The organism is Dactylosporangium sp. CA-139114 (assembly GCF_050955725.1).
Taxonomy (GTDB): domain Bacteria; phylum Actinomycetota; class Actinomycetes; order Mycobacteriales; family Micromonosporaceae; genus Dactylosporangium.
On sequence record NZ_CP192080.1, the window covers coordinates 5712365 to 5735917 of the forward strand.

21 protein-coding genes and 1 pseudogene are annotated in these 23553 nt (G+C 73.6%); 14 read left to right on the forward strand and 8 right to left on the reverse strand.

Annotation, left to right across the window (positions count from 1 at the left end):
* Nucleotides 1–28 precede the first annotated feature (28 nt).
* Nucleotides 29–1849: pseudogene (locus ACQP2P_RS25060) on the forward strand (penicillin acylase family protein); the annotation flags it as partial.
* 81 nt (nt 1850–1930) lie between these two features.
* Entirely contained in the window at nt 1931–2521 is a 591-nt protein-coding gene (locus ACQP2P_RS25065) for a GNAT family N-acetyltransferase (RefSeq protein ID WP_433619255.1), read from the forward strand.
* Here ACQP2P_RS25065 and ACQP2P_RS25070 read toward each other — a convergent pair.
* Genes ACQP2P_RS25070 through ACQP2P_RS25090 form a run of 5 tightly spaced genes read right to left on the reverse strand, consistent with a single transcriptional unit; the run spans nt 2515 to nt 7658 of the window.
* Nucleotides 2515–3615 carry an LLM class flavin-dependent oxidoreductase gene (locus ACQP2P_RS25070; RefSeq protein ID WP_433604594.1) on the reverse strand — a complete coding sequence of 367 codons (1101 nt, stop codon included), beginning with the start codon at nt 3613–3615 and terminating at the stop codon, nt 2515–2517. The genes ACQP2P_RS25065 and ACQP2P_RS25070 overlap by 7 nt on opposite strands.
* Complete coding sequence (locus ACQP2P_RS25075; RefSeq protein ID WP_433604596.1) at nt 3612–4652, reverse strand: LLM class flavin-dependent oxidoreductase; 1041 nt, start codon at nt 4650–4652, stop codon at nt 3612–3614. Before ACQP2P_RS25075 ends, ACQP2P_RS25070 begins: the two co-directional genes overlap by 4 nt.
* Nucleotides 4649–5974: an NtaA/DmoA family FMN-dependent monooxygenase gene (locus ACQP2P_RS25080; protein ID WP_433604598.1), complete on the reverse strand. Its 1326-nt coding sequence runs from the start codon at nt 5972–5974 to the stop codon at nt 4649–4651. The genes ACQP2P_RS25075 and ACQP2P_RS25080 overlap by 4 nt, the downstream gene beginning before the upstream one ends.
* Entirely contained in the window at nt 5971–7134 is a 1164-nt protein-coding gene (locus tag ACQP2P_RS25085) for an LLM class flavin-dependent oxidoreductase (RefSeq protein WP_433604600.1), read from the reverse strand. The genes ACQP2P_RS25080 and ACQP2P_RS25085 overlap by 4 nt, the downstream gene beginning before the upstream one ends.
* A complete protein-coding gene (locus ACQP2P_RS25090) occupies nt 7131–7658 on the reverse strand; it encodes a hypothetical protein (RefSeq protein WP_433604602.1) in 528 nt (175 codons plus the stop codon). The genes ACQP2P_RS25085 and ACQP2P_RS25090 overlap by 4 nt, the downstream gene beginning before the upstream one ends.
* 202 nt (nt 7659–7860) lie before the next feature.
* On the opposite strand from ACQP2P_RS25090, the gene ACQP2P_RS25095 reads away from it, so the two are divergent.
* The 10 genes from ACQP2P_RS25095 to ACQP2P_RS25140 all read left to right on the forward strand — a co-directional run bounded on the left by ACQP2P_RS25095 (nt 7861) and on the right by ACQP2P_RS25140 (nt 17843).
* Nucleotides 7861–9483: an ABC transporter substrate-binding protein gene (locus ACQP2P_RS25095; protein ID WP_433604604.1), complete on the forward strand. Its 1623-nt coding sequence runs from the start codon at nt 7861–7863 to the stop codon at nt 9481–9483.
* Between the two features lie 7 nt (nt 9484–9490).
* Nucleotides 9491–10411 (forward strand): ABC transporter permease, encoded by a 921-nt coding sequence (locus ACQP2P_RS25100; protein ID WP_433604606.1) that lies wholly within the window; start codon nt 9491–9493, stop codon nt 10409–10411.
* 2 nt (nt 10412–10413) lie between these two features.
* Nucleotides 10414–11250, forward strand: a complete 837-nt coding sequence (locus tag ACQP2P_RS25105) for an ABC transporter permease (RefSeq protein WP_433604608.1) — start codon at nt 10414–10416, stop codon at nt 11248–11250.
* Complete coding sequence (locus ACQP2P_RS25110; protein WP_433604610.1) at nt 11250–12845, forward strand: dipeptide ABC transporter ATP-binding protein; 1596 nt, start codon at nt 11250–11252, stop codon at nt 12843–12845. Before ACQP2P_RS25105 ends, ACQP2P_RS25110 begins: the two co-directional genes overlap by 1 nt.
* Nucleotides 12842–13543 (forward strand): GNAT family N-acetyltransferase, encoded by a 702-nt coding sequence (locus tag ACQP2P_RS25115; protein ID WP_433604612.1) that lies wholly within the window; start codon nt 12842–12844, stop codon nt 13541–13543. Before ACQP2P_RS25110 ends, ACQP2P_RS25115 begins: the two co-directional genes overlap by 4 nt.
* Nucleotides 13544–13572: 29 nt before the next feature.
* Entirely contained in the window at nt 13573–14382 is an 810-nt protein-coding gene (locus ACQP2P_RS25120; protein ID WP_433604614.1) for an LLM class flavin-dependent oxidoreductase, read from the forward strand.
* 110 nt (nt 14383–14492) lie between these two features.
* Complete coding sequence (locus ACQP2P_RS25125; protein ID WP_433604616.1) at nt 14493–15764, forward strand: LLM class flavin-dependent oxidoreductase; 1272 nt, start codon at nt 14493–14495, stop codon at nt 15762–15764.
* 58 nt (nt 15765–15822) lie between these two features.
* Complete coding sequence (locus ACQP2P_RS25130; protein WP_433604618.1) at nt 15823–16332, forward strand: flavin reductase family protein; 510 nt, start codon at nt 15823–15825, stop codon at nt 16330–16332.
* A 30-nt stretch (nt 16333–16362) separates the two neighbouring features.
* A complete protein-coding gene (locus ACQP2P_RS25135; protein WP_433604620.1) occupies nt 16363–16863 on the forward strand; it encodes a hemerythrin domain-containing protein in 501 nt (166 codons plus the stop codon).
* Nucleotides 16863–17843, forward strand: coding sequence for an LLM class F420-dependent oxidoreductase (locus tag ACQP2P_RS25140; protein ID WP_433619257.1), 981 nt, complete (start codon nt 16863–16865; stop codon nt 17841–17843). Before ACQP2P_RS25135 ends, ACQP2P_RS25140 begins: the two co-directional genes overlap by 1 nt.
* Before the next feature lie 76 nt (nt 17844–17919).
* Here the strand turns inward: ACQP2P_RS25140 and ACQP2P_RS25145 are convergent, their stop codons facing one another.
* The gene (locus tag ACQP2P_RS25145) at nt 17920–20175 is read right to left on the reverse strand and encodes a catalase (protein WP_433604622.1); all 2256 of its coding nucleotides are present in this window, start codon (nt 20173–20175) and stop codon (nt 17920–17922) included.
* A 291-nt stretch (nt 20176–20466) separates the two neighbouring features.
* Between ACQP2P_RS25145 and ACQP2P_RS25150 the strand changes: the two genes are divergently transcribed.
* Both ACQP2P_RS25150 and ACQP2P_RS25155 read left to right on the forward strand, forming a co-directional pair.
* Nucleotides 20467–20685: a CbtB domain-containing protein gene (locus ACQP2P_RS25150; RefSeq protein ID WP_433089431.1), complete on the forward strand. Its 219-nt coding sequence runs from the start codon at nt 20467–20469 to the stop codon at nt 20683–20685.
* Nucleotides 20686–20699: 14 nt separating this feature from the next.
* Nucleotides 20700–21560: a CbtA family protein gene (locus ACQP2P_RS25155; RefSeq protein WP_433604625.1), complete on the forward strand. Its 861-nt coding sequence runs from the start codon at nt 20700–20702 to the stop codon at nt 21558–21560.
* Nucleotides 21561–21654: 94 nt separating this feature from the next.
* Here ACQP2P_RS25155 and ACQP2P_RS25160 read toward each other — a convergent pair whose 3' ends face one another.
* Entirely contained in the window at nt 21655–22515 is an 861-nt protein-coding gene (locus ACQP2P_RS25160) for a S41 family peptidase (protein ID WP_433619259.1), read from the reverse strand.
* A gap of 67 nt (nt 22516–22582) precedes the next feature.
* Nucleotides 22583–23521 carry a TIGR03557 family F420-dependent LLM class oxidoreductase gene (locus ACQP2P_RS25165; RefSeq protein WP_433604627.1) on the reverse strand — a complete coding sequence of 313 codons (939 nt, stop codon included), beginning with the start codon at nt 23519–23521 and terminating at the stop codon, nt 22583–22585.
* Nucleotides 23522–23553: the final 32 nt, after the last annotated feature.

Below are 23553 nucleotides of genomic sequence, written 5' to 3' on the forward strand. Positions count from 1 at the left end.
TGTCCTAAGTAAGGGGAGGGTAACCTAAGTGGAGCGATTGGTCATCCACCGGGATGCGTGGGGAATCCCCCACCTCCGCGGTGACAGCGACGACGACGTCGCCTACCTGCAGGGGTACGCGGCCGCCGTCGACCGCGCCTGGCAGATCCAGGTCGAGAAGTGGCGCAGCGAGGGCCGGCTGGCCGAGCGGCTCGGCCCCGGCGAGGTCCCCTGGGACCGCTTCGCCCGCCGGGCCCGGCTCGACGAGACCGCCCGGCGCGCGTTCGGGCGGCTCGCCGCGCGCACCCGGCGCTGGGTCGAGTCCTATGTGGACGGCGTGAACGCCGGGCTGGCGCGGTCCGAGGCGCCGGAGTTCGGGCTCACCGGCAGCCGGCCGGACCCGTGGCGGCCGTGGTCGCCGCTGGGCGTGTTCCTGGTCCAGCACATCCTCTTCGGCACCTTCCCCAACAAGCTGTGGCGGACGCACGTCGAGGCCACCCTCGGGCCGGCCGCGGCCGGGCTGTTCGCGATCGAGGGCCCGGCCGGGTCGGGGAGCAACGCGTGGGCGGTCTCCGGCGACCCGGCGACCGGCCGCGCCGCCGTCATCGCCGGCGACCCGCACCGCCTGCTCGAGCTGCCCGGCATCTACCAGCAGGTGCGGCTGACCGGCCCGGGCTTCGACGTCGTCGGTTTCGCGTTCCCCGGCGTGCCCGGCCTGCCGCACTTCGGCCACGCCGGCCGGGTCGCCTGGGCGATCACCAACGCCATGGCCGACTACCAGGACCTGCACCACGAGCCCGCCGGCCGGCCATCGGTGACCTCGTCCGGGACCGCGCTCATCGCGGTTCGCGGCACCGATCCGGTCGCCGTGGAGCTGCTGGAGACGGACCACGGCCCGGTCATCGACGTCTCCAGCCGCGACGGTACTGCGATCAGCCTGCGCACCCCCGCCTGGGCCGACGGCGACCTCGGCTTCGACGCGCTGCTCCCGCTGCTGCACGCCCGCTCGGTCGCCGACGTCGAGGCCGCGCTGCGGCACTGGGTGGAGCCGGTCAACAGCGTGCTGGTCGCCGACTCCACTGGTCTGGTTTCGGAAATCGTCGCCGGGCGCGTCCCCGGTGCATCGCTGGCCTCGGCTTCCTGCGTGACCGGCGTCGCCGTGCACGCCAACGACCGCCGGCCCTCCGTCGCCGCCCTCGGCACGGACTTCGCCCCGCCGCACCGGGCCAACCGCATCCGCGCCCTGCTGAGAGACGGCGTGGCATCGCCGGCCATCCACGTCGACGACTTCGTGCCGTTCGCCGTGCTCCGCGGCCTGCTGGAGCGGCTGCCCCCGGATCCGCTGCGCGACCGGCTGCTCGCCTGGGACGGCCGGATGGCCGCCGACAGCGTCGATGCGGGCCTGTTCGCCGCCTGGCGATCCGCGCTCGCCCGCCGGCTGGCCGAGCATCCGGTCCTCGCGCCGCTGCACGCCCCGTCCGGCTACGACGAGCTGTTCGCGCCGTGGCTGGACCCGGCGAGCCGGATCGGGCTCGCGCTCGACGGCATCGTGGCCGGCCTACCCGCGCTGGGCGGCGACCCGCTGCCGGTCGCCGCCGCCGCGCTCGCCGAGGTCGCCGCCGCCGAGCCGGCCCCCTGGGGCGAGCGGCACGTGCTGCACCCGATCCACCTCGGCGTCCACCCGGCGGTGACGGCGGCGCGGTTCGCGGTACCGCTCTGCGGCGACAACGACGCCGTGCTCGCCACCTCCAGCGTCCCCGGCGTCGGGGACGCCTGCTGGCGGGGCCCCGTCGCCCGCTACGTCTGGCACCTCGGCGACCGCGCCGCGGGCGGCTGGATCGTGCCGTTCGGCGCCGCCGGCGACCCCGCCGACCCGCACTTCGCCGACCAGCTCGACCACTGGGCCGCCGGCCGGCTCATCCCCCTGCCCCCGTTCGCGAAGGAGCTTCCGATGGTGTACCGCGAGGACCTGCCCGGCCTGGGGCGGCTGACCCTCACCACGCTCGACCCCGTCGTCGATGCCGAACTCGTGCACGGCTGGGTCACCCAGCGCCGCGCCGCGTTCTGGGGCATGCTCGGCCACTCGGTCGACGACGTCCGCGAGATCTACGAGTTCGTCGACGGCCTCCCTACCCACCACGCCTACCTGATCCGGCTGGACGACCGCCCGATCGGCCTGTTCCAGAGCTACGAGCCGGACGCCGACCCGGTCGGCGAGCGGTACGCCGTGCGGCCCGGCGACGTCGGCATGCACCTGCTCATGGCCCCGGGCCGGCTGCCCCCGAAGGGCCTGACCGAGGCGGTCGGCGCGGCCCTGGCCCGCTTCCTTTTCCAGGACCCGAAGGCCCTGCGCCTGGTCGTCGAGCCGGACGTGCGCAACCACCTGGCGCTGCGCCGGCTCGAACTGTCCGGCTTCACCTTCGACGAGGCGGTCGACATGCCGACGAAGCGCGCCCAGCTGGCCTTCCTGACCCGCGCGCGGTTCGAGCAGCGCTACCCGGCCCCGCTCGGCGTGTGCCCCCGCGCGGCCCCGCCTCAGTGATGCCCTTGCATCCAGGCGTCCGCCAGCAGCTCGAACGAGCGCACCCGGTCGGCGGGGTCGTGCGTGATGGTCGTGACGAGCAGCTCGTCCGCGCCGGTGACCCGCCGCAGGGTCTCCAGCCGCTCGGTGACCTGGCCCGCGTCCCCGACGAACCGGGTGTCCAGCCGGTCCCGCACGAGGGCCTGGTCCTCGTCGCTCCACGGCAGCGCGGCGGCCTCGGCCGGGGTCGGGTACGGGATCGCGCCGGTGCCGGTGCGGATGCTGCGGACCCAGTGGCGGTACGGCGAGGCGAGGTGCCGGGCGAGCGCCTCGGACTCGGCCACGAGCACGTCGGCGGAGACGAGCACGTAGGGCCGGTCGAGCACCGCCGACGGCCGGAACGCGGCCCGGTAGGCCTCCACCGCCTCGAGCACGTTCGACGGCGCCACGTGGTAGTTGGCCGCGAAGGGCAGGCCCCGCTCCCCCGCCACCCGGGCGCTCTCGCCGCCGCTGGAGCCGAGGATCCACAGCTCGGCCTTGGCCCCCTCGCCGGGCGTCGCGTGCACGTCGAGCCCGTCACGCTCGAACGTGCCCGCGATCAGCGACTGGATGTCCGCCACCGTCGTGTCGAACGGCGGCGGGGTGGCCCCCGGCTGGCGCAGCAGGCCCGCGTACGTCGCGAACCTCGGCGACCCGGCCAGCTTCGCGACGTCGAACGGCGCCGGGATCAGCAGGCCGTCCACGACGCGGTCGGCGGCCGGGGTGATCGGGCCCGGCTTGCCGCCCGAGCGGCCCAGGCCCAGGTCGAGCCGGCCCGGGTGGACCGCGTCGAGGAGACCGAACTGCTCCACGACCGACACCGCGGTGCTGTAGCCGACCTGGACCGCGCCGGAGCCGACCCGGATGCGGTCGGTCGCGGCGGCGATGAGGCCGATGAGCACCGCCGGGGCCGCGCCGGCCACGCCGGCGGCGAAGTGGTGCTCGGCGACCCAGTACCGGTGGTAGCCCAGCGCGTCGGCGCGCCGGGCCACGTCGATCGTGGTGCGCAGCGCGGCTCCGGCGTCGGAGCCGGAGCTGATCGGGGCGAGGTCCAGGATGGACAGGGGGACGCTCACGCGGTCACCTCCAGGGCGGGGAACGGGCGGCTCGGGATCTCGCGGCGCAGCACCGGCGCGACCTCGGACTGGAACAGCTCCAGCGAGGCGCGGTGCTGCCGCTCGGTGAGGCCGTCCGCGTCGGCCTGCACGTGCATCACCTCGTGGCCGAGGCGGGCGTGGTAGCGGTGGACCTTGTCGATGATCTGCTGCGGGCTGCCGACGAGGATGGAGCCGCGCTCGATGGCGTCCTCGATGCTCGTGAACACCGGCGGGACGCCGTAGCGCTGGAACGTCTCCAGCCGCGCCTCGAAGATCGGGCGGTAGGCGTCGATCGCCTCCTGCGAGCGCTCGTGCACGTAGAACCCGGCCGACCCGGCGCCGACGAGCGCGGTCGCGGGGTCGTGGCCGTGCAAGGCCAGCCGCTCGCGGTAGTGGTTGACGAGCTCCTCGTAGGGCTCGACCGGGTTGGTGACGTTGGCCGAGAACAGCGGGTCGCCGTGCAGCGCGGCCAGCTCCACCGACGCCTTGCTCGTGGCGCTGCCGTGCCAGATGCGGATCGGCTGCTGCAGCGGGCGGGGCAGCACCTCGGCGTCGGTCAGCGGCGGGCGGAACCGGCCCTCCCAGGTGACCTTCTCCTCCCGCCACAGCTTCGTGAACAGCTCGTAGCCCTCGCGGTTGCGGTCCCACTGGTCGTCGGCGGTCACGTGGAACAGCTGGGCCTGGGCCGCGCCGTTGCCCTTGCCGACGATGAGCTCGAGCCGGCCGCCGGAGAGGTTGTCGAGGGTCGCGTAGTCCTCGTAGGCGCGGACCGGGTCGAGCAGGCTCAGCGTGGTGACGGCGGTGAACAGCCGGATGGTGCGGGTGCGGGCCGCGATGTGGCTGAGCACGACCGGCGGCGAGGAGGAGATGAACGGCCGCTCGTGGCGCTCGCCGACGCCGAAGCCGTCGAAGCCCAGCTCCTCGGCGAAGACGGCGTTGTCGACGACCTCGCGCAGCCGTTCGCGCGGGGACGTGCGGCGGTCGTGGACGATGAGGGTGATGGCCAGGAATTTCATGCGGTCAGCCCGAGGTGTTCGCGCAGCGTCGTGGTGGTGTAGTCGCGGCGGAAGACGCCGCGCTCCTGCAGCAGGGGCACGACGGTGTCGACGAACTCGTCGAGGCCGCCGGGCACGATGTGCGGGACGAGGATGAAGCCGTCCGCGGCGTCCTGCTGCACGAAGTCGTTGATCGTCTCCGCGATCTTGGCGGCGGTACCGACGAAGGTCTGCCGCCCCGTGAGCTCGATGACGAGATCGCGGATCCCGAGCCCCTTCTCCTCGGCGATGGCGCGCCACTTCGCCGCGGTCGCCAGCGGGTCGTCGAACATCCGGGCCCGGCCCTTGATGATCGAGTCCTGCTCCGGCACCGGGTCGAACGACGGCAGCGGCCCCTCGGGGTCGTGGTCGCTCAGGTCGGTGTTCCACAGCTGCTCCAGCAGCAGGATCGCCGTCTGCGGGCTGACCTGCTGGCGGCGCACGTGGCGGGCCCGCTCCTGCGCGTCGGCCTCGGACGAGCCGAGCACGAAGGTGCTCGCGGGCAGGATCTTCAGCTGGTCGGGGCGCCGGCCGTGCCTGGCCATGCGGCCCTTCACGTCGGCGTAGAAGGCGCGGCCCTCCTCGAGGGTGCCGTGCCGGGAGAAGATGGCGTCGGCGTCGCGGGCCGCGAACTCGCGCCCGGCGTCGGAGTCGCCGGCCTGGATGATGAGCGGGCGCCCCTGCGGGCTGCGCGGCACGTTGAAGTGCCCGTGGATGTCCACGTGCCGCCCGGTGTGCGCGAACGCGCCCGGATCGGCGTGGCGGGACCAGGTGCCGGTGGCGCGGTCGGCGACGACCTCGTCCGCGGCCCAGGTGTCCAGCAGTTCCCGCACGGTCTGCAGGACCTCGGCGGCGCGGCTGTAGCGATCGTCGCGCTCGAGGTAGCCGCCGCGGCGGAAGTTCTCGCCGGTGAACGCGTCCCAGGAGGTGACGACGTTCCAGCCGGCCCGGCCGCCGGAGAGGTGGTCGAGCGAGGCGAGCTTGCGGGCCAGCTCGTAGGGCTCGTTGAAGGTGGAGTTGACGGTCGCGGTCAGCCCGAGGTGGGTGGTGACCGCGGCCAGCCCGCCCAGCACGGTGACGTTGTCGGGGCGGCCGACGACGTCGAGGTCGTGGATGCGGCCCCGCTGCTCGCGCAGGCGCAGGCCCTCGGCCAGGAAGAAGAAGTCGAACTTGCCGCGCTCGGCGGTCTGCGCGAGGCGGCGGAACGACTCGAACGTGATCTGGCTGCCGGCCGCCGGGTCGCTCCACACGGTGGTGTTGTTGACGCCGGGGAAGTGCGCGGCGAGGATCACCTGCTTGGTCACGCCGAGACCTCCTGGGGCGCGTAGCGGTTGGCGGCCGCGGGCAGGCCGAGGTGGCCGCGCAGCGTGGTGGACGTGTACTCGGTGCGCAACGCCCCGCGCTCGCGCAGCAGCGGCACGAGGCCGGTGACGATCGCGTCGAGGTCGGCGGGCAGGACGCCGGGGCGCAGCCGGAAGCCGTCGAGGCCGGCCGAGCGCCATTCGAGCAGCAGGTCGGCGAGGCCGGCCGCGTCGCCGGTCCAGGTGTGGGCGTCGCTGGTCCAGGGCGCGCCCGCGAGCGCGTCGAGCCGGGCCTTGCGCTCGGGGTCGAGGAACACGTTGAGGTCGGCGAAGACGAGCGGGGGCCGGTCGCTGAGCGAGCGGACCTCGCCGGCGATGGCCCGGGCCTGCTCCGCGCTCGCCGGGGTGACGTAGACGACGTCGGCCGCGGCGGCGGCGAACTCGTACGGCACCCGGGAGTGCGCGAGCGCGGTGACGACCGGCTGGCCCTGGGGTGGCCGGGGCGTGATCGAGGGGCCCTTCACGCTGAAGTGCCGGCCCGTGAAGTCGATGTAGTGCAGCTTGTCCCGGTCGATGAACCGGCCGGTGGCGGCGTCGCGGATGACGGCGTCGTCCTCCCAGCTGTCCCAGAGCCGCCGCACGACCTCGACGTGGTCGGCCGCCTCGGCGAAGAGCTCGGCGACGATCGCCCGCACGGCCGGGGAGTCGAGGTCGGCGGTGGCCGGGTCGATCGCGGGGATCGCGCGCCGGCCGAAGTGCTCGGCCTCGCCGGGCCGGGCCGAGACCTGGGCCCGCCAGCCGGCCCGGCCGGTGCTGAGGTAGTCGAGGGTGGCCAGCTGGGTGGAGACGTGGAACGGCTCCGTGTGGGTGGTGGTGACCGTCGGGACCAGGCCGATGTGGCTGGTCAGCGGGGCCACGCGGGCGGCGATGAGCAGCGCGTCGAGGCGGCCTCGAACCACGCCGGGGCCCACGCCGGGGCCGGCCAGGCCCAGGGAGTCCTCGATGGTGACGAAGTCCAGGGTGCCCCGCTCGGCGAGGCGGACCAGGCGCAGCCAGTACTCCGGCGTGAACAGGTCCCCGGTCTCGGCGGACGGGTCGCGCCAGGCCGCCGGGTGCCAGCCGGCCCCGTCCAGCGCGACGGCAAGATGCAGGTGATCGCTCATGCGAGGGTCCAGTCGGGGTGGGCGAAGGTGGTGAAGTCGGTGGTGTCGCGAGACGCCGTGGGCCGGCCGAAGCGGGTGGCCAGGTCGATGCCGATGCCCGCGAAGTCGTTGCGGACCACCCGGGCGAGGTGGCGGTCCCAGAGCGCCGGCATGCTCACGTGCCCGTCGAAGCCCTCCTCGGTGGCCTCGTACGCGTGGCGCAGCAGGGTGAAGCCGTTGACCGGGCCGGGGCCGTAGCGCTCGCGGAACGCCCGGCCGCGCCCGCCGCGCTGGTTGTCCACGTAGGACACCGTCACGGCGTCCTCGAGCCCGGCCAGCGCCCGGGTGATGGTGACCCGCTGTGACCACGGGCAGCACCAGCCCGCGTCGATGTGGTACCGGCCGGGCTGGGGGTCCTCGACCACGTGGCCGGTGAACCGGCACAGCGGTCGGGGGTCGTCGGGGCGGCGGGATATGCGGCACTCGCCGTGGGCCGCGGTGTCGACCGGGCTGGCCAGACGGCTGGAGCGGGGCAGTTTGGACACGGGGACCTCCGTGGATCCGCAAGCAATAGCCGACTAATCCTACATGCAGAGTAGGAATATGGCGAGACCTGCGTGACATGCCCGACACTGACCCCCGTCGAACGTTGACAGTCACGCAGGGTCGCTGCTGCACTGGCCGACACCACCCGAGCCGAACGCCTTGGCGCGCCGGGTCCTCGCCGTCTGAAATCGAGGAATCTCCATGCGTAAATACCTATCGATGCTTGCCGCGGTCGCCCTCCTGGCGGCCGGCTGCGGTGGCGCCGCGTCCGGCGAGCCCGCGTCCGGCGCCGGCGCCCCGGTGACCGGCGGCAGCCTCACCTGGGCCGTGGAGACCGAGCCGGTCACCTTCAACCCGCACCTGTACGCCCAGGCCAAGGCCCGCCTGCTGGTCTGGAACAGCTTCGAGGCGCTGCTCACGCACGACGACAAGGGCGGCTACGTGCCCTGGCTGGCCAAGTCCTACGAGGTGTCGGCCGACGGCAAGGCGTACACCTTCAAGCTCCGCGACGACGTGACCTTCCACGACGGGGAGCACTTCGACGCCGCCGCCGTCAAGGCCAACCTCGACCAGCTCTTCGTGCCCGGCTACGCCCCGGGCGTCACCTCGACGCAGCTGAAGCACTACGCCGGCGCGAAGATCGTCGACGCCTCCACCATCGAGGTCGACCTCAAGCAGCCCGACGTGCTCATCCTCGACTTCTTCGCCTCCCCGCAGGGCGCGCAGATCTCGCCGAAGTCGCTCAAGAGCCCGGACCTCAAGGCGGGCGGCCCGAGCGTGGCCGGCACCGGCCCGTTCATCCTCGACCGCTACAGCAAGGGCCAGGAGGTGCACTACAAGAAGAACCCCGCCTACCAGTGGGCGCCGGCGAACGCGGGCCACCAGGGCCCCGCCTACCTCGACGAGGTGACGTACCGCTTCCTCAAGGAGTCCTCGGTGCGCGTCGGCGCCCTGACCTCCGGCCAGGTCAACGTGATCGAGGGCGTCCCCGCCACCGAGCAGGGGCTGGTCAAGGCCGACGCGAGCCTCCAGTTCGCCCAGCACCTCAACAGCGGCACGGCGTACAACTACTACTTCAACCAGGCCAAGGCGCCCTTCGACGACATCAACGTGCGCAAGGCGTTCCGCGACGCCGTCGACGTCGACGGGGTGTTGCAGGGCGTGTACCGCGGCACCGCGACCCGGGCCTGGAGCATCCTGAGCCCGTCCAGCCCGTACTACGACCCGTCGCTGGAGAAGTCCTACGGCAACGACCCGGCCGAGGCCAACCGCCTGCTCGACCAGGCCGGCTGGGCGGCCAGGGACGCCGAGGGCTTCCGCACCAGGGACGGCAAGCGGCTCACCGTGCGCATCGTGCTCTCCGCGCCGTTCGTGCGGGACAAGCGCGACATCCTGGCCCAGGCCGTGCAGGCCGCGGTCAAGCAGTCCGCCGGCATCGACCTGCAGGTGAAGGTCGTCGACCAGGGCACCGCCACGGACGCGCTGAACAAGGGCGAGTTCGAGGTCTTCGACAACTCCCGCGCCGACACCGACGCCGGCGCCGCGCTCACCCTCATCGTGCCCAAGGGCGCGCCGATCAACCGGCACGGCTTCACCAGCCCGCAGCTCGACGCGCAGGTGGCGGCCGGCTCGGCGACGAGCGACGTGGCCAAGCGCAAGGAGATCTACACCGGCATCCAGAAGACCCTCACGGACAACGCCACCCTGCTGCCGCTCTACGCCCCGGCCGACCAGATCGCGGCGCAGAAGAACATCGGCGGCGTCGGCTTCGAGCCCACCGCGGGCGTGCCGGCGAGCGCGTACAACGTGTGGATCGGAAAGTAGGCAACCCATGTGGCGTCCCGTCCTGCGGCGCCTCGGCAGCGCGGTGGTGGTCCTCTGGGCCGCCGCCACCGCCGCCTACCTGGCGCTGCACCTGGCCCCGGGCGACACCGTCGACACCCTTGTCGGCGACGGGCCCGACACCCCGCAGATCCGCGCGCAGATCGCGGCCGACCTCGGCCTGGACCGCCCGGCCGTGGTGCAGTACGTCACCTACCTGTGGCGGCTGCTGCACGGCGACTTCGGCCGCTCCTACGTGCTGCAGCGCCCGGTCCTCGACATCATCGGCAGCCAGGTCTGGCCGACGGTGAAGCTGACGCTGGTGGCGTGCGCGTTCAGCGCGGTCATCGCGGTCGTGGTCGCGCTGGTGAGCACCGGCCGGTCCCGCTGGGTCCGCGGGCTGGTGTCCGCCCTGGAACTCTCGGTCGTCTCCGCCCCCGGGTTCCTCATCGGCATCCTGCTGCTGAGCGTGTTCTCGTTCCGGCTCGGCTGGTTCCCGGTCTCCGGCGACCGGGACGTCTCCGCGCTCGTGCTGCCCGCGCTGTCGCTCGCCCTGCCCATCGGCGGGCTGCTCAGCCAGGTGCTGCGCGAGGGCCTCGAGCGGGCGCTGGACGAGCCGTTCGCGGTGACCGCCCGGGCCCGGGGGCTGACCCGGCAGGCGCTGCTGTGGCGGCACGCGCTGCGCCACGCCCTGCTGCCCGCCGTCACCCTGGCCGGCACGCTGATCGGCTTCCTGCTCAGCGCAGCCGTGGTGGTGGAGCGGGTGTTCGGCCGGCCCGGGCTCGGCCAGGTCGCCACCGACGCGGTCGGCACCAAGGACATTCCGGTGGTCCTCGCGGTCGTGATGCTCTCGGCCGCCATCTACGTCGGGCTGAGCACCCTCGCGGACCTGACGTACCTCGTCGTCGACCCCCGGCTGCGGAAAGGCTGACCATGTCCATCGCCCTGCCCGTCCCCGCCGCCGCGGCGCGCGTGCCGCGCTGGTGGTGGGTCCCGGCGCTCGCGCTGGCCGTCATCGTGCTCGCGGCGGTGGCGCCCCGGCTGCTCTCCGGCACCGACCCGCTGGCCGCGGACCCGCTCGCCGCGCTGCAGCCGCCGAGCGCCGAGCACTGGTTCGGCACCGACCAGCTCGGCCGCGACGTGTTCACCCGCACCGTCCACGGCGCCCGCTACTCCCTCGCCATCGGCGCCGCGTCGACCCTGCTCTCGCTGGTCGCGGGCGGGCTCGCGGGCCTGCTGGCCGGGCTCGCGCCGCGCTGGGCCGACGAGGTGCTCAGCCGGGCCCTCGACGTGCTCTCGGCATTCCCCGAGGTGCTGCTGGCGCTGCTGTTCATCGCCTTCACCGAGCCGGGCACGCCCAGCCTGGTGCTGGCCATCGCGCTGGCCTTCGCGCCCCGCTACGGCCGGATCGTGCGGGCGCAGACGCTGCTGGTGCGCCGCAGCGGCTACGTCGAGCAGGCCGTCACCTTCGGCCTGTCCCGCGCCCGGCTCGCCTGGCGGCACATCCTGCCCAACGTGCTCGGCCCGCTGCCGATCCTGGCCACCATCGGCCTCGGCACCGCGATCGTGAACGCCTCGGCGCTGTCGTTCCTCGGCATGGGGCCGCAGCCGCCGTCGCCGGAGTGGGGCGCGATGCTCTCGGAGAGCCGCAACTACCTGCGCGTCGCGTGGTGGGCGGCGATCCTGCCGGGCGCCGCCCTGACCGTCACCGTCATCTCGCTGACCGCGCTCGGCCGGCGGCTGCAGCGGCGCTTCGAGGGGCGGCACTGATGGCGCCGCTGGTCGAGGTGGACAACCTGCGGGTCACGTTCCCCGGGCCGGTGCCCGCGGTGCGGGGCATCAGCTTCACCGTCGAGCGCGGCGAGTGCGTGGCCGTCGTCGGCGAGAGCGGCTCGGGCAAGAGCGTCACCGCCCGGACCCTCGTCGGGCTGGCCGGGCCCGGCGCGGACGTGCGGGCCGACGCGCTGCGGCTCGACGGCCGCGACACCGCCGGGTTCACCGACCGGCAGTGGCGGCGGCTGCGGGGCCGTGTCGCCGGGCTCGTGCTGCAGGACGCGCTCGTCTCCCTCGACCCGCTCAACCCGGTCGGGCGGGAGATCGGCGAGGTGCTGCGCGCGCACGGCATCGGCGCGCCGGGCGAGCGTGCGGCCCGGGTCACCGCGCTGCTGGAGGCGGTGCACGTGCCCGAGCCGGCCGAGCGGGCGCGGCAGTACCCGCACCAGCTCTCCGGCGGCCTGCGCCAGCGCGCGCTCATCGCCTCCGCCATCGCCGCCGACCCGCCCCTGCTCATCGCCGACGAGCCGACGACCGCGCTCGACGTCACCGTGCAGGCGCAGCTGCTGCGGCTGCTGGCCGAGCGCCGGGCCGCCGGGTCGGCGCTGCTGCTCGTCAGCCACGACCTGGCCGTGGTGGCGGGCATCGCCGACCGGGTGCTGGTCATGCACGACGGGGTGATCGTCGAGCAGGGTCCGACGGCGCAGGTGCTCACCACGCCCCGGCACGAGTACACCCGGCTGCTCCTGGCCGCCGTGCCCACGGCCGCGTCGAAGGGGCTGCGGCTGAGCAGCACCGAGCGGGAGCCCCTCCCGCCGCGGGCCGTCGAGGCCCAGCGGAGCGTGCTGCGGGCCGAAGGACTGCACCACCACTACGGGGACCGGCATGTCGTGAACGACGTCGGCTTCACCCTCGCCCGCGGCGAGACCCTCGGCGTCGTGGGCGAGTCCGGCTCCGGCAAGACCACCCTGGCGCGCATCGCGCTGGGGCTGCTGGAGCCGGAGGCGGGCACCGTGCACCTCGGGGACACGCGGTGGAGCGGGGTGCCGGAGCGCCGGCGGCGGCCGCTGCGCCGGCGGGTGCAGGTGATCGCCCAGGATCCGCGGTCGTCGTTCGATCCGCGGTACACCGTGGAGCAGCTCGTCGCGGAGCCCCTGGGGCTGCGCGGTCCGGCCCGCCGGGACCGGGTCGTGGAGCTGCTCGAACGCGTCGGGCTCGGCCCCGCCCACCTGCGCCGCCACCCGCGCGAGCTCTCCGGCGGGCAGCGGCAGCGGGTCGCGATCGCCCGCGCCGTCGGGCCCCGGCCCGACGTGCTGGTCTGCGACGAGCCGGTCTCCGCCCTCGACGTGTCCATCCAGGCCCAGGTCCTCGACCTGCTGGCCGAGCTGCAGGCCGCCGACGGCACCGCCCTGCTGTTCATCTCCCACGACCTCGGGGTCGTGCACCACCTCGCCGACCGGGTGCTCGTCATGCGCGCCGGGCGGGTCGTCGAGCAGGGCCCCGTCGGCTCGGTCTTCGACCGTCCGGTGCACGACTACACCAAGACCCTGCTGGCAGCCGTACCCACTCTCGAACCAGAGGCCGCACGATGACCAAGCACGTTCTGGACAACCCCGCCTGGCACGCCCTGCACGGACCGCACGCGCGCTTCGCCGGGTCCGTCGGCAACGCGGTGTGCTACCACCCCGACGTGGCCCCGTTCCTGACCGTCCACCCCGACGCCGGGCCGGAGGTGTGGCCGGACGTGGCCGCCCTCGCCGGGCCGGGCGCGGTCACCGCCGTGACCGGGGACGCGCCCGCCCCGCCGCCCTCGTGGGAGGTCGTGGAGGACGCGGGCGGCGTGCAGCTGCTCGACGTCGCCGTCGACGCGCGCCCCGACCCGGAGGCGGTCGTGCTCGGCGCGGCCGACGTGCCCGAGATCCTGGACCTGGTCGCCCGCACGAAGCCCGGCCCCTTCCGGCAGCGCACCATCGAGCTCGGCACCTACCTGGGCATCCGGCGCGAGGGGCGGCTGATCGCGCTGGCCGGCGAGCGGCTGCGCCTGGAAGGGTGGACGGAGATCTCGGCCGTGTGCACCGATGCCGCGTTCCGGGGCCAGGGCCTCGCCACCCGGCTCGTGCGGGCGGTCGCGCACGGCATCCGGGCCCGGGGCGAGCGGCCCCTGCTGCACGCGGCGGCGACGAACACCAACGCGATCAGGCTGTACGAGTCCATCGGCTTCGAGCTGCGCCGCCGGACCGCGTTCCGGGCCGTGCGGGTGCCCGCGCTCGTGGGCGGGGCCACCGCATGAGCGGTCCGGAGCGAAGCGGACGTGACGGCATGAGGCTGCTCTTCGCGGCCGAGGTCGACGCGCCCGACCTCGAGTCCCTGCAACGGCGCGTGCTGGAGGCCGAGGCCGCCGGGTACGCCTTCGTCACCCTCCCCGACGACCCGCTGCGCGGCGGGATCGAGGCCGGGGTGCGGGCCGCGTTCCTGGCCCGGCGCACCACCCGGATCGGCCTCGCCCCGGCGCTGCACACCAGCACCACCGAGCCGTTCCACCTCGCCACCCAGCTCGCCAGCCTCGACCACGCGTCGCTGGGCCGGGCCGGCTGGCTCGTCGGGGCCACGAGCGACCCGGCCGCCCTGGCCACCGTCGGGCGCACCGAGGTCGACCCGGGCGAGGTCCGCGACGTCGTCGACGTCGCCCGCGGCCTGTGGGACTCCTGGGAGGACGACGCCGTCATCAGGGACGTGGCGACGGGCCGGTTCCTCGACCCGGCGCGCGTGCACCACGTGCACTTCGAGGGCGAGGGGTTCTCCGTCGTCGGCCCGCTCATCACCCCGCGCCCGCCGCAGGGCCAGGTGGTCGTGATCGGTTCGGCCGCGCTCGGCATCACCGACCGGCTCGACGTCGTCGTCGCGGAGCCGGACCGGCTGCCCGCGCGCGGCGGCCCGCTCGTGTTCGCGTCGGTGCCGGTGTCGTACGACATCGAACAGCTGCGGGGCGTCGCCGACGGGGTGCTGTTGCGCGGCACCGGCGCGGCACTGCCCCGGGTGCCGAGCCCCTCGACCGCCCGCACGCTGCGGGAGGCGCTCGGCCTGCCGCGACCCGAGAACCGCTACGCGCTCGCCCGGAGGCACGCATGACTGGTCCGGAGCGAAGCGGAGGGGCCAGTCATCATCAACTCAGCTCACAGGTCGTGCGACCGGAGCGAAGCGGAGGTCGCATGACTGGTCCGGAGCGAAGCGGAGGTCGCATGACCCGCCGGCTGCACCTCGGCGTCTTCTTCACCGGTGTCGGGCCCAACCTGCTGTGGACCGAGCCGGACTTCGCCGACCACACCCACATCGACACGTTCGTCCACGTCGCCAAGACCCTCGAGCGCGGCCTCTTCGACGCGTTCTTCCTGGGCGAGGGCCTGCGGGTGCGGGAGAACCGCGGGCAGGTCCACGCGCTCGACGTGGCCGGGCGGCCCGACGCCATCACCCAGCTCGCCGCGCTCGCGGCCGAGACGACCCACATCGGGCTCGTGGCGACCCAGAACACCACCTACAACTACCCGGCCGACCTGGCCCGCCGCCTGGCCAGTCTCGACGCCGTCTCCGGCGGCCGGGCCGGCTGGAACATCGTCACCACCGACAACGCCTGGACCGGGGAGAACTTCCGGCACGGCGGCTGGCTGCCGCACGAGCGGCGCTACGAGCGGGCCGGCGCGTTCGTGGAGACGGCCAAGGCGCTCTGGCGCGGCGAGCGGGTCACGGCCGCCCGGGACATCCTCACGCTCGACGCCGTGGGCGCGGTGCCGCCGAGCCCGCAGGGCCGCCCGGTGCTGTTCCAGGCCGGCGACTCCCCCGGCGGCCGGGAGCTGGCCGCGCGCCACGCCGACGTGGTGTTCTCGGCGAACACGTCCTACGAGAAGGCGGCCGCGTACGCCGCGGACCTGCGCCGCCGCCTCGCCGCGCACGGGCGGGCCCCGGACGCGGTGCGCATCCTGCCGGGCGCCACCGTCGTGCTGGGCGACACCGCGGCCGAGGCCCGGGACCGGGCCCGCTGGATCAAGCGCGAGCAGACCACCGGCCCGCGGGCGATCGCGTTCCTGGAGCAGTACTGGGGCAAGGACCTCTCCGGCTACGACCCCGACGGCCCGCTGCCGGACATCGACCCCACCGCCGACGAGCTGGACCCGTCGCGCGGCACGATCCCGATCGAGCACCGCACCGGCAAGCTGGCCCGGATCGCGGCCTGGCGGGAGCTGGCGGCCGCGCGGAACCTGTCCATCCGGGACCTCGTCATCGAGGTAAGCCCCGGCCACGACAGCTTCGTCGGCACGCCCGGGCAGGTCGCCGAGGAGTGGGGCCGTTACCTGCGCGACGGCGTGGTGGACGGGTTCAACCTGCTGCCCGAGCGGCTGCCCGGCACCGTCGAGGAGATCGTCGACCGGCTGGTGCCCGAGCTGCAGACCAGGGGGTTGTACCGCACCGAGTACGCCGGCACCACGCTCCGGTCCCACCTATCCCTATCGCTTTAGTAGGACTTCGGCTAGACTTCTCATGACCGGTACACCAGCGGAAAGCAGGGCCGAACCGATGACCGCTCCCGCATTGCTGTCCCCGACCGACCTGCGCCGGGTCTTCGGCGCGTTCCCGACCGGCGTCACCGCCATCGCCGCCGTCGTCGACGGCATCCCTGTCGGGCTCGCCGCCAGCTCCTTCACGTCGGTCTCCCTCGACCCGCCGCTGGCCTCGGTGTGCATCGCCCGCACCTCGACCACGTGGCCGGTGCTGCGCCGCGCGAGCCGGCTCGGCGTGAGCGTGCTCGCGGCCGACCAGGAGCGCCTGGGGCGGCAGCTGTCCCAGCGCGGCGGCGATCGCTTCGCCGGCGCGACCTGGCGCTCCAGCCGCGACGGCGAGATCCTGCTCGACGGCGCGTGCGCGTGGCTGGACTGCAGCATCCACGAGGAGTACCCGGCCGGCGACCACGACATCGTGCTGCTGCGCATCCACGACCTCGACGCGGACCACGCGGCCGCGCCGCTGGTTTTCCACCGCAGTGGATTCAACCGTTTGCGCAGCTCCGAGGCGGGTACGCGGACCTGAGACAGGCCCTGTACCCGGCAAGGAGAGTCGATGTCGACCGACGCCATCGTGTTGCTGAAGGAAGACCACAAGACCGTCAAGCGGCTGTTCAAGGAGTTCGAGGCCGCGCAGGAGGGCCCCGCCGAGGCCAAGGCGAAGATCGTCGAGCAGATCCTGCACGAGCTGACGGTGCACACGTACATCGAGAACGAGGTCATGTACCCCGAGGTCCGCCGGCTCCTGCCCGACCTCGACGAGGACGTGCTGGAGTCCTACGAGGAGCACCACGTCGCCGACGTGCTCTGCTTCGAGCTCGCCACCATGGACGCCGGCGACGAACATTTCGACGCGAAGGTCACCGTGCTCATCGAGAACGTGACCCACCACATCGAGGAAGAGGAGCAGGAGTGGTTCCCGAAGGTCCGCGAGGGCCTCGGGCGCAACCAGCTCCAGGAGATCGGCGCCAAGATGCTGGAGCTCAAGCCGAAGGCGCCGACGGAGCCGACCCAGCCCGCGGCGCTGAAGAAGGCCCTGGACGCCGTCCGCGCGTGATGGTCAACTTCGGGTACACCCTCATGACCGAGCAGAGCGGACCTCGGGAACTCGTCCGCTACGCGGTGCAGGCCGAGGAGATCGGCTTCGACTTCGAGGTCTGCAGCGATCACTACTCGCCGTGGCTCACCGAGCAGGGGCACGCGCCCTACGCCTGGTCGGTCCTCGGCGCCGTCGCCCACGCGACCTCCCGGGTCGAGCTCGCCACCTACGTGACGTGCCCGATCCAGCGGTACCACCCGGCGGTCGTGGCCCAGAAGGCGGCGACGATCCAGCTGCTGTCGCAGGGGCGGTTCATCCTCGGCCTCGGCGCCGGGGAGAACCTCAACGAGCACGTCACCGGGGAGGGCTGGCCGCCGGTCGCCCAGCGCCACGACATGCTCGAGGAGGCCGTGGCGATCATCCGGGAGCTGCACACCGGCGAGCTCGTCACCTGGGACGGCGACTACTTCCGGGTCGACTCGGCCCGGGTGTGGGACTGCCCGGACGACGGGGTGCCGATCGGGCTGGCCGTCTCCGGCGAGCACTCGGTGGAGCGCTTCGCGCCCCTCGGCGACCACCTCATCGCCGTCGAGCCGAAGGCCGAGCTGGTGTCGGGCTGGCACGACGCCCGGCCGTCCGGCTCGCCGAGGTCGCGGGCCATCGGGCAGATCCCGATCTGCTGGGCCCCCGACCGGCAGCAGGCGATCGATCTGGCGCACGAGCAGTTCCGCTGGTTCGGCGGCGGCTGGTTCGTCAACGCGGACCTGCCGACCCCGGCGGGTTTCAAGGCCGCGTCGCGGTTCGTGCGCAAGGACGACGTGGCCGCCTCCATCGCGTGCGGCCCGGACCTCGACGAGCTCGCCGAGAGCGTCAAGCCGTTCTTGGAGGCGGGCTTCACCGACATCGCCCTCGTGCAGGTCGGCGACGCGCTGCAGCAGCGCTTCCTCGACGAGGCGGCCCGGCCGCTGCTGGAGCGGCTGCGGACCCTCGCGAAGTGACGGCCGGGTGGGCACCCGGGGCACACCCGGGCGCCCACCCGATCCGCATCGGCCGTCCGCGCCCCCGGCGCGATTCCTAGCTGCCGAAACGCTCCCACACCCGGTGGGTCGCCAGCAGGGGCTGCAGCGACTCCAGGGCCGCCGTCGCGCTGTCGGCCGTGACGACACCGGCCGTCTGCGCCACGCCCGTCTGGCGCAGCACCTCCACGCCGCGGCTCCAGGCGCCGATCGGCTTCGCATGCCGCCAGCACTCCTGCACCATGAGCAGCACCCGCGGGTCGACGGTCGGCGAGTCCGACGCGCCGGCCTTCGCGTCCCGGGACGGCAGCGCGTCCGGGCCGGGCGCGGGCGCGGCGGCGAGCAGCAGCGCGTCGAACTCGACCGAGCGCGCCCCGGCGAACGTCCGCTGCACGGTGAGGTCGCCGATCACGCCGCCGCGCGGGCCGATCACCAACGGCACCATGCCGGCGGCGAAGGCCGCGAGGCGCAGCCCCACGACCCCTTCGGCGTCGGCGGGCTCCGGGCCGATCACGATGCCGATGACCCGCCCGTCGACGGGCCACTCGCGGCCCACCTGGGACAGCGCCGGGCTGGGCGTCACCTGGGCCAGGGGCACCGTCGCCTCGGGCACCGGCAGGCCCAGGCCGGTGGCGACCAGCTCGCACAGGACCGGGTCGATGTTGGCCAGGCTGAGCAGCTGGCGTTCGCGAATCTGCTGGTGGTAGCAGTGGGAGAGCTCGAAGGTGTACGCGTTGACGATGTGCTCGCGCTCGATCGGCGACATGCTCAGCCAGAACAGGCGGACCTGGCTGAAGTGGTCGTCGAACGAGGCCGGGTTCGCCCGCACCTTGGGCGCCTCCGCGACCACCACCGGCGCCTCGACGAACGCGCCCTCCTCGGCCGTCGCCGTGAACGGGTTGCCGCCGTCGAGGGAGTTGGGGCGGTACGGCGCCACCCCGCCGTGCACCGCATCCTGGTGGAAGCCGTCGCGCAGCATGTCATTGACCGGCGCGTGAGGGCGGTTGATCGGGATCTGGTTGAAGTTCGGGCCGGCGAGCCGGGTCAGCTGGGTGTCGACGTAGGAGAAGAGGCGGCCCTGCAGCAGCGGGTCGTTGGTGACGTCGATGCCGGGCGGCAGCTGGCCGAGGTGGAAGGCGACCTGCTCGACCTCGGCGAAGAAGTTCGTCGGCGTCCGGTCCAGCACCATGCGGCCGATCGGCTGCACCGCGGCCAGCTCCTCGGGGACGATCTTGGTCGGGTCCAGCAGGTCGACGCCGGCGAAGGTCTCCTCGGGCGTGTCGGGGAAGACCTGCACGCCGAGCTCCCACTCGGGAAACGCGCCGGACTCGATGGCGTCGTAGAGGTCACGGCGGTGGAAGTCGGGGTCGATCCCGCCGAGGAGCTGGGCCTCCTCCCAGGTCAGGGAGTGCACGCCGAGCTTGGGCTTCCAGTGGAACTTGACCAGGGCGGTCTCCCCGGCCCGGTTGATCATCCGGAAGGTGTGGACGCCGAAGCCCTCCATCATGCGGAACGACCTGGGGATGCCCCGGTCCGACATGTTCCACATGGTGTGGTGCTGGGCCTCGGTGTGCAGCGACACGAAGTCCCAGAACGTGTCGTGCGCGGACTGCGCCTGCGGGATCTCCCGGTCCGGGTGCGGCTTGGCGGCGTGGATCACGTCCGGGAACTTGATCGCGTCCTGGATGAAGAAGACCGGCATGTTGTTGCCGACCAGGTCGAACGTGCCCTCGTCGGTGTAGAACTTCGTGGCGAAGCCGCGGGTGTCGCGAGCCGTGTCGGCGGAGCCGCGGGAGCCCAGGACGGTGGAGAACCGCACGAACACGTCGGTGCGCACGTCCTTGCCCAGGAACTTCGCCTGGCACAGCCGGTCGGCGGTGCCGTAGCCGACGAAGTAGCCGTGGGCGCCGGCGCCGCGGGCGTGCACGACGCGCTCCGGGATGCGCTCGTGGTCGAAGTGCGTGATCTTCTCGCGGAAATGCTGGTCCTGCAGCAGGATGGGCCCGCGCGGACCGGCCTTGAGCGAGTGGTCGGTGTCGGGCAGCCGCGCGCCGTAGGACGTGGTGAGGTACTCGCCCTGCTGCGCGTTGGCGGTCGGCGGCCCTCCGGTCGGCACACCCGTCGGGGTCAGCGGCGCCGGCATGCCCTGCTCCGGCGATGGCGGCGGCGGACCGGTCGGCGTGGTCGGCTCGCTCAGCGACGGCGTGACGCTGCCGGGCTTGCCGGGCACGTCGGGCGTGGCCGCGTCGGCGACCTTCGCGGCGGCGGCCTCCACCACGTCCTTGACAACCTTGGTCGGTTTGCGGGAATTCATCCGGTCAGTCCCCTTCGCGAAAATTGCGGGCCCCTTGCCGCTACCCGGCGCCCGTGGCGCGAAACAATCGCGCGCCGGTCCGCAAGATCGTGAATCGCGGCACTGACCGTGGCCCGCGATTGACGGTGTGCCCGCACGGGCCGTAGCGTCGGCGCCATCGACGGTGACAGGAAGCCGGTGTGAGTCCGGCACGGTCGCGCCACTGTGAACCGGGTCCACCCGGTGAGTCAGACCCTCCATCGTCGCATCGCCACTACAAGAGGGACGCAGAATCCCTGAAGGAGGCTCCTCGTGAGCGTGTCCTCGCCCACCCCCGGCGCCGTCGCGACGCCGGTCGTCATCCCGCTGTCCCGGTCGCTGGTGTGGCTCGCCGGCACCGCGGCGCTCGCCCTGCTCGTGTACTACTTCATCGGCGTCGACCAGGGCGCGGTGTCGATCTTCGGCAACGACGCCCACGTGCACGAGTTCGTGCACGACGGCCGGCACTTCCTCGGCTTCCCCTGCCACTGAGCGCGGGAGAACTCATGGAAAAGCGGATCATCGCCCGCGGCGCCCTGGCCGGGCTCGTCGCGGGCCTGGTCGCGTTCGTGTTCGCGCGGATCTTCGCCGAGCCGCTGATTCAGGACGCGATCGACTACGAGAGCGGCCGCGGCGAGGCCGAGGAGGCCCTGGAGCACGCCGCGGGCGCGGCCGACCACGCGCACGGGGGCGGCGAGCTGTTCAGCCGCACCGTGCAGGGCAACCTCGGCATCGGCGTCGGCATGGTGCTCTTCGGGCTCGCGATGGGCGCGCTGTTCGCGGTCGCCTACGCGATCTGCCTCGGCCGGGTCGGCAACGTCCGCCCGCGCAACCTGGCGCTGCTGCTGGCCGGGTCCGGCTTCCTGACCATGTACCTCGTGCCGTTCCTCAAGTACCCGGCGAACCCGCCCGCGGTCGGGCACGAGGAGACGATCGGGCAGCGCAGCGCGTACTACCTGATCATGGTCCTGGCCTCGGTGCTGCTGCTGATCCTGGCCGTGATCCTGGGCCAGCGCCTGCAGCCGCGCTTCGGCACCTGGACCGCGACCCTGCTCGCCGGCGCCGCCTTCGTCGTGGCGACCGGCCTGCTCATCGCGCTGCTGCCGGACTTCGGCCGGCTCCCGACGAACGTCGCCGACTACGGCAAGCACGCGACGGAGACGCCGCTGCCCTTGCGCAACGAGGCCGGCGACATCGTCTTCCCCGGCTTCGACGCCGACCTGCTCTACGAGTTCCGCCTGTACGCGGTCGCGGCCCAGGCGCTGCTGTGGGGCGTGATCGGGCTGATCTTCGCGCCGCTGGCCGAGCGGCTGCTGGGCGACCGCCCGGTCCGCGTGGCCCCGGCCCAGGAGCCGGCGACGGTCTAGCCGATCGGCCGTGGCCCGCGCTCTGCGCGGGCCACGGCCGATCGTGTCAGCACGGGTGAGCACCCACCGGTCAGTGGCGGCAAGGCGACCTGCCTCACCCGTCGGGGCGGCGGAGCCAGGCCTCGGCGGCCTCGGCGGGCCCGTCGACGGGCAGCGGTCCCCGGTGCACGGTGCGGTCGCGATCGGCGAAGTACGCGACGGTCAGGTGCAGGCGGGCGCCGTCGCGCAGCCGGTGGGTCTGGTTGGCGCTGGTCATGCCGCTGGTCGGCGCCCCGAACGCGCGCACGTCCGGGCGTGCGCGGAAGGCGACCGCGACCGCCTCGCCGGAGCTGGCGGTCAGGCCGTCGGTGAGCACCGCGAGCGGCCGGCCCGCGGCGCGGCCGGGCGGGGCGCCGGCCCGGTCCATGACGCGGCCGGCGAGCAGGATGCGCCCCCGCCGCAGCTCCCACGTCTGGTCGGGGCGGCCCGGCGCCACGAAGTGCCCGAGGACGCCGTCGGGCAGCAGCGGGGCGACGACGGCGAGCATCGGCCACATGTTCCCGCCCCGGTTGCCGCGCAGGTCCACGATCCACCCGGCCGGCTCGGCGGACGCCAGCGCCCGCACGAGCCGCCGCCCGGCGTCGCGATATGCGCGCCGCCCGGCGACGCAGCCGGGGAGGCGGAGCCGGGCCACGCCGCCGGCGAGCTCGCCGGTGGGCAGTGCGGCGGCGGGCGGCTCGGCGGCGGGCGCGGTCTCGTTCCGGCGGGGTGGCCGCAGCCCGCTGTGCGGCCCGCCGGCCCGGCGCAGCACCTCGGCCAGGACCGGATGCGTCTCGGCGTAGGTGAGCGCCCCGGCGCAGCGGGCGACGGCGTCGGCCCGCGCGGCGGGCCAGTCGACGTCCGCCCGGTGCAGCGCGTCGGACTCCATGAGCGCGAGCGCGTGCAGCAGATATCGGTGCACCCGCCGCCCCGCCATCCTCACGGGCACCAACTGTAGGCGGCGTTCGCGGCCGGCGTCCTCGTGGCCGCTCAGCGCGGTCTCCTTACAGGAATTCCTTGCGGTACAGATCGATGAGCTCCGCGTAGTGCGGGCCGATGTTCGCGACGTACACCTCGTCGAAGCCGGCCTCCTCGTACTGCCGCAGGTACGAGGCCTGCGCCGCGGGATCCGGGCCGCAGGCGATCGCCTTCGCCGTCTGCTCGGGCGTGACGAGCTGCGAGACCTGCTCGAAGTGCTTCGGCGACGGCAGCACCTGGGACAGCTCGCCCGGCACGCCGGAGTTCGCCCACAGCCGGTGCGCGGTGGCGACGGCCTCCTCCTTGGTCGGCGCCCACGAGGCCTTGAACCCGCCCTGGACGGGCTTGTCGCCGCCGCCCGCCTCCCGGAAGCCTCGCACGAGGTCACCGTCGGGCATGGTCAGGATGTAGCCGTCGGCGATCCGGCCGGCCAGGTCCAGCGCCTTGGGGCCGAAGGCGGAGACGTAGACGGAGGGCGGCGTCTGCGGCCGCGTGTAGACCTGCGCCTGCTCGACGGTGTAGTACTGCCCGCGGTGGTTGACGAACCCGCCGTCCCACAGCTTGCGCATCACCTCGATGGACTCCTCGAGCATCTCCAGCCGCTCGGCCGCCGAGGGCCAGCGCTCGCCGGTGATGTGCTCGTTGAGGGCCTCGCCGGTGCCGACGCCGAGGACGAACCGGCCGTCGTGCAGCACCGCGCTCGTCGCGGCCGCCTGGGCCACGATCGCGGGGTGGATGCGCTGGATGGGACACGTGACCGCCGTGGTGATCGGGATCGTCACGACCCGGCTGAGCGCCCCGATGATCGACCAGACGAACGGGCTCTGCCCCTGCTCGTCGTTCCACGGATGGTAATGGTCGGAGATCCACAGCCCCTGGAACCCGGCGTCCTGAGCCAGGCGCGCCTGCTCGATCAGCTGGGCCGGGGTGTACTCCTCGCAGGACAGGAAATACCCGATACGCATGCGGGCCTGTTACCCACGAAGGTTGGCCCGTA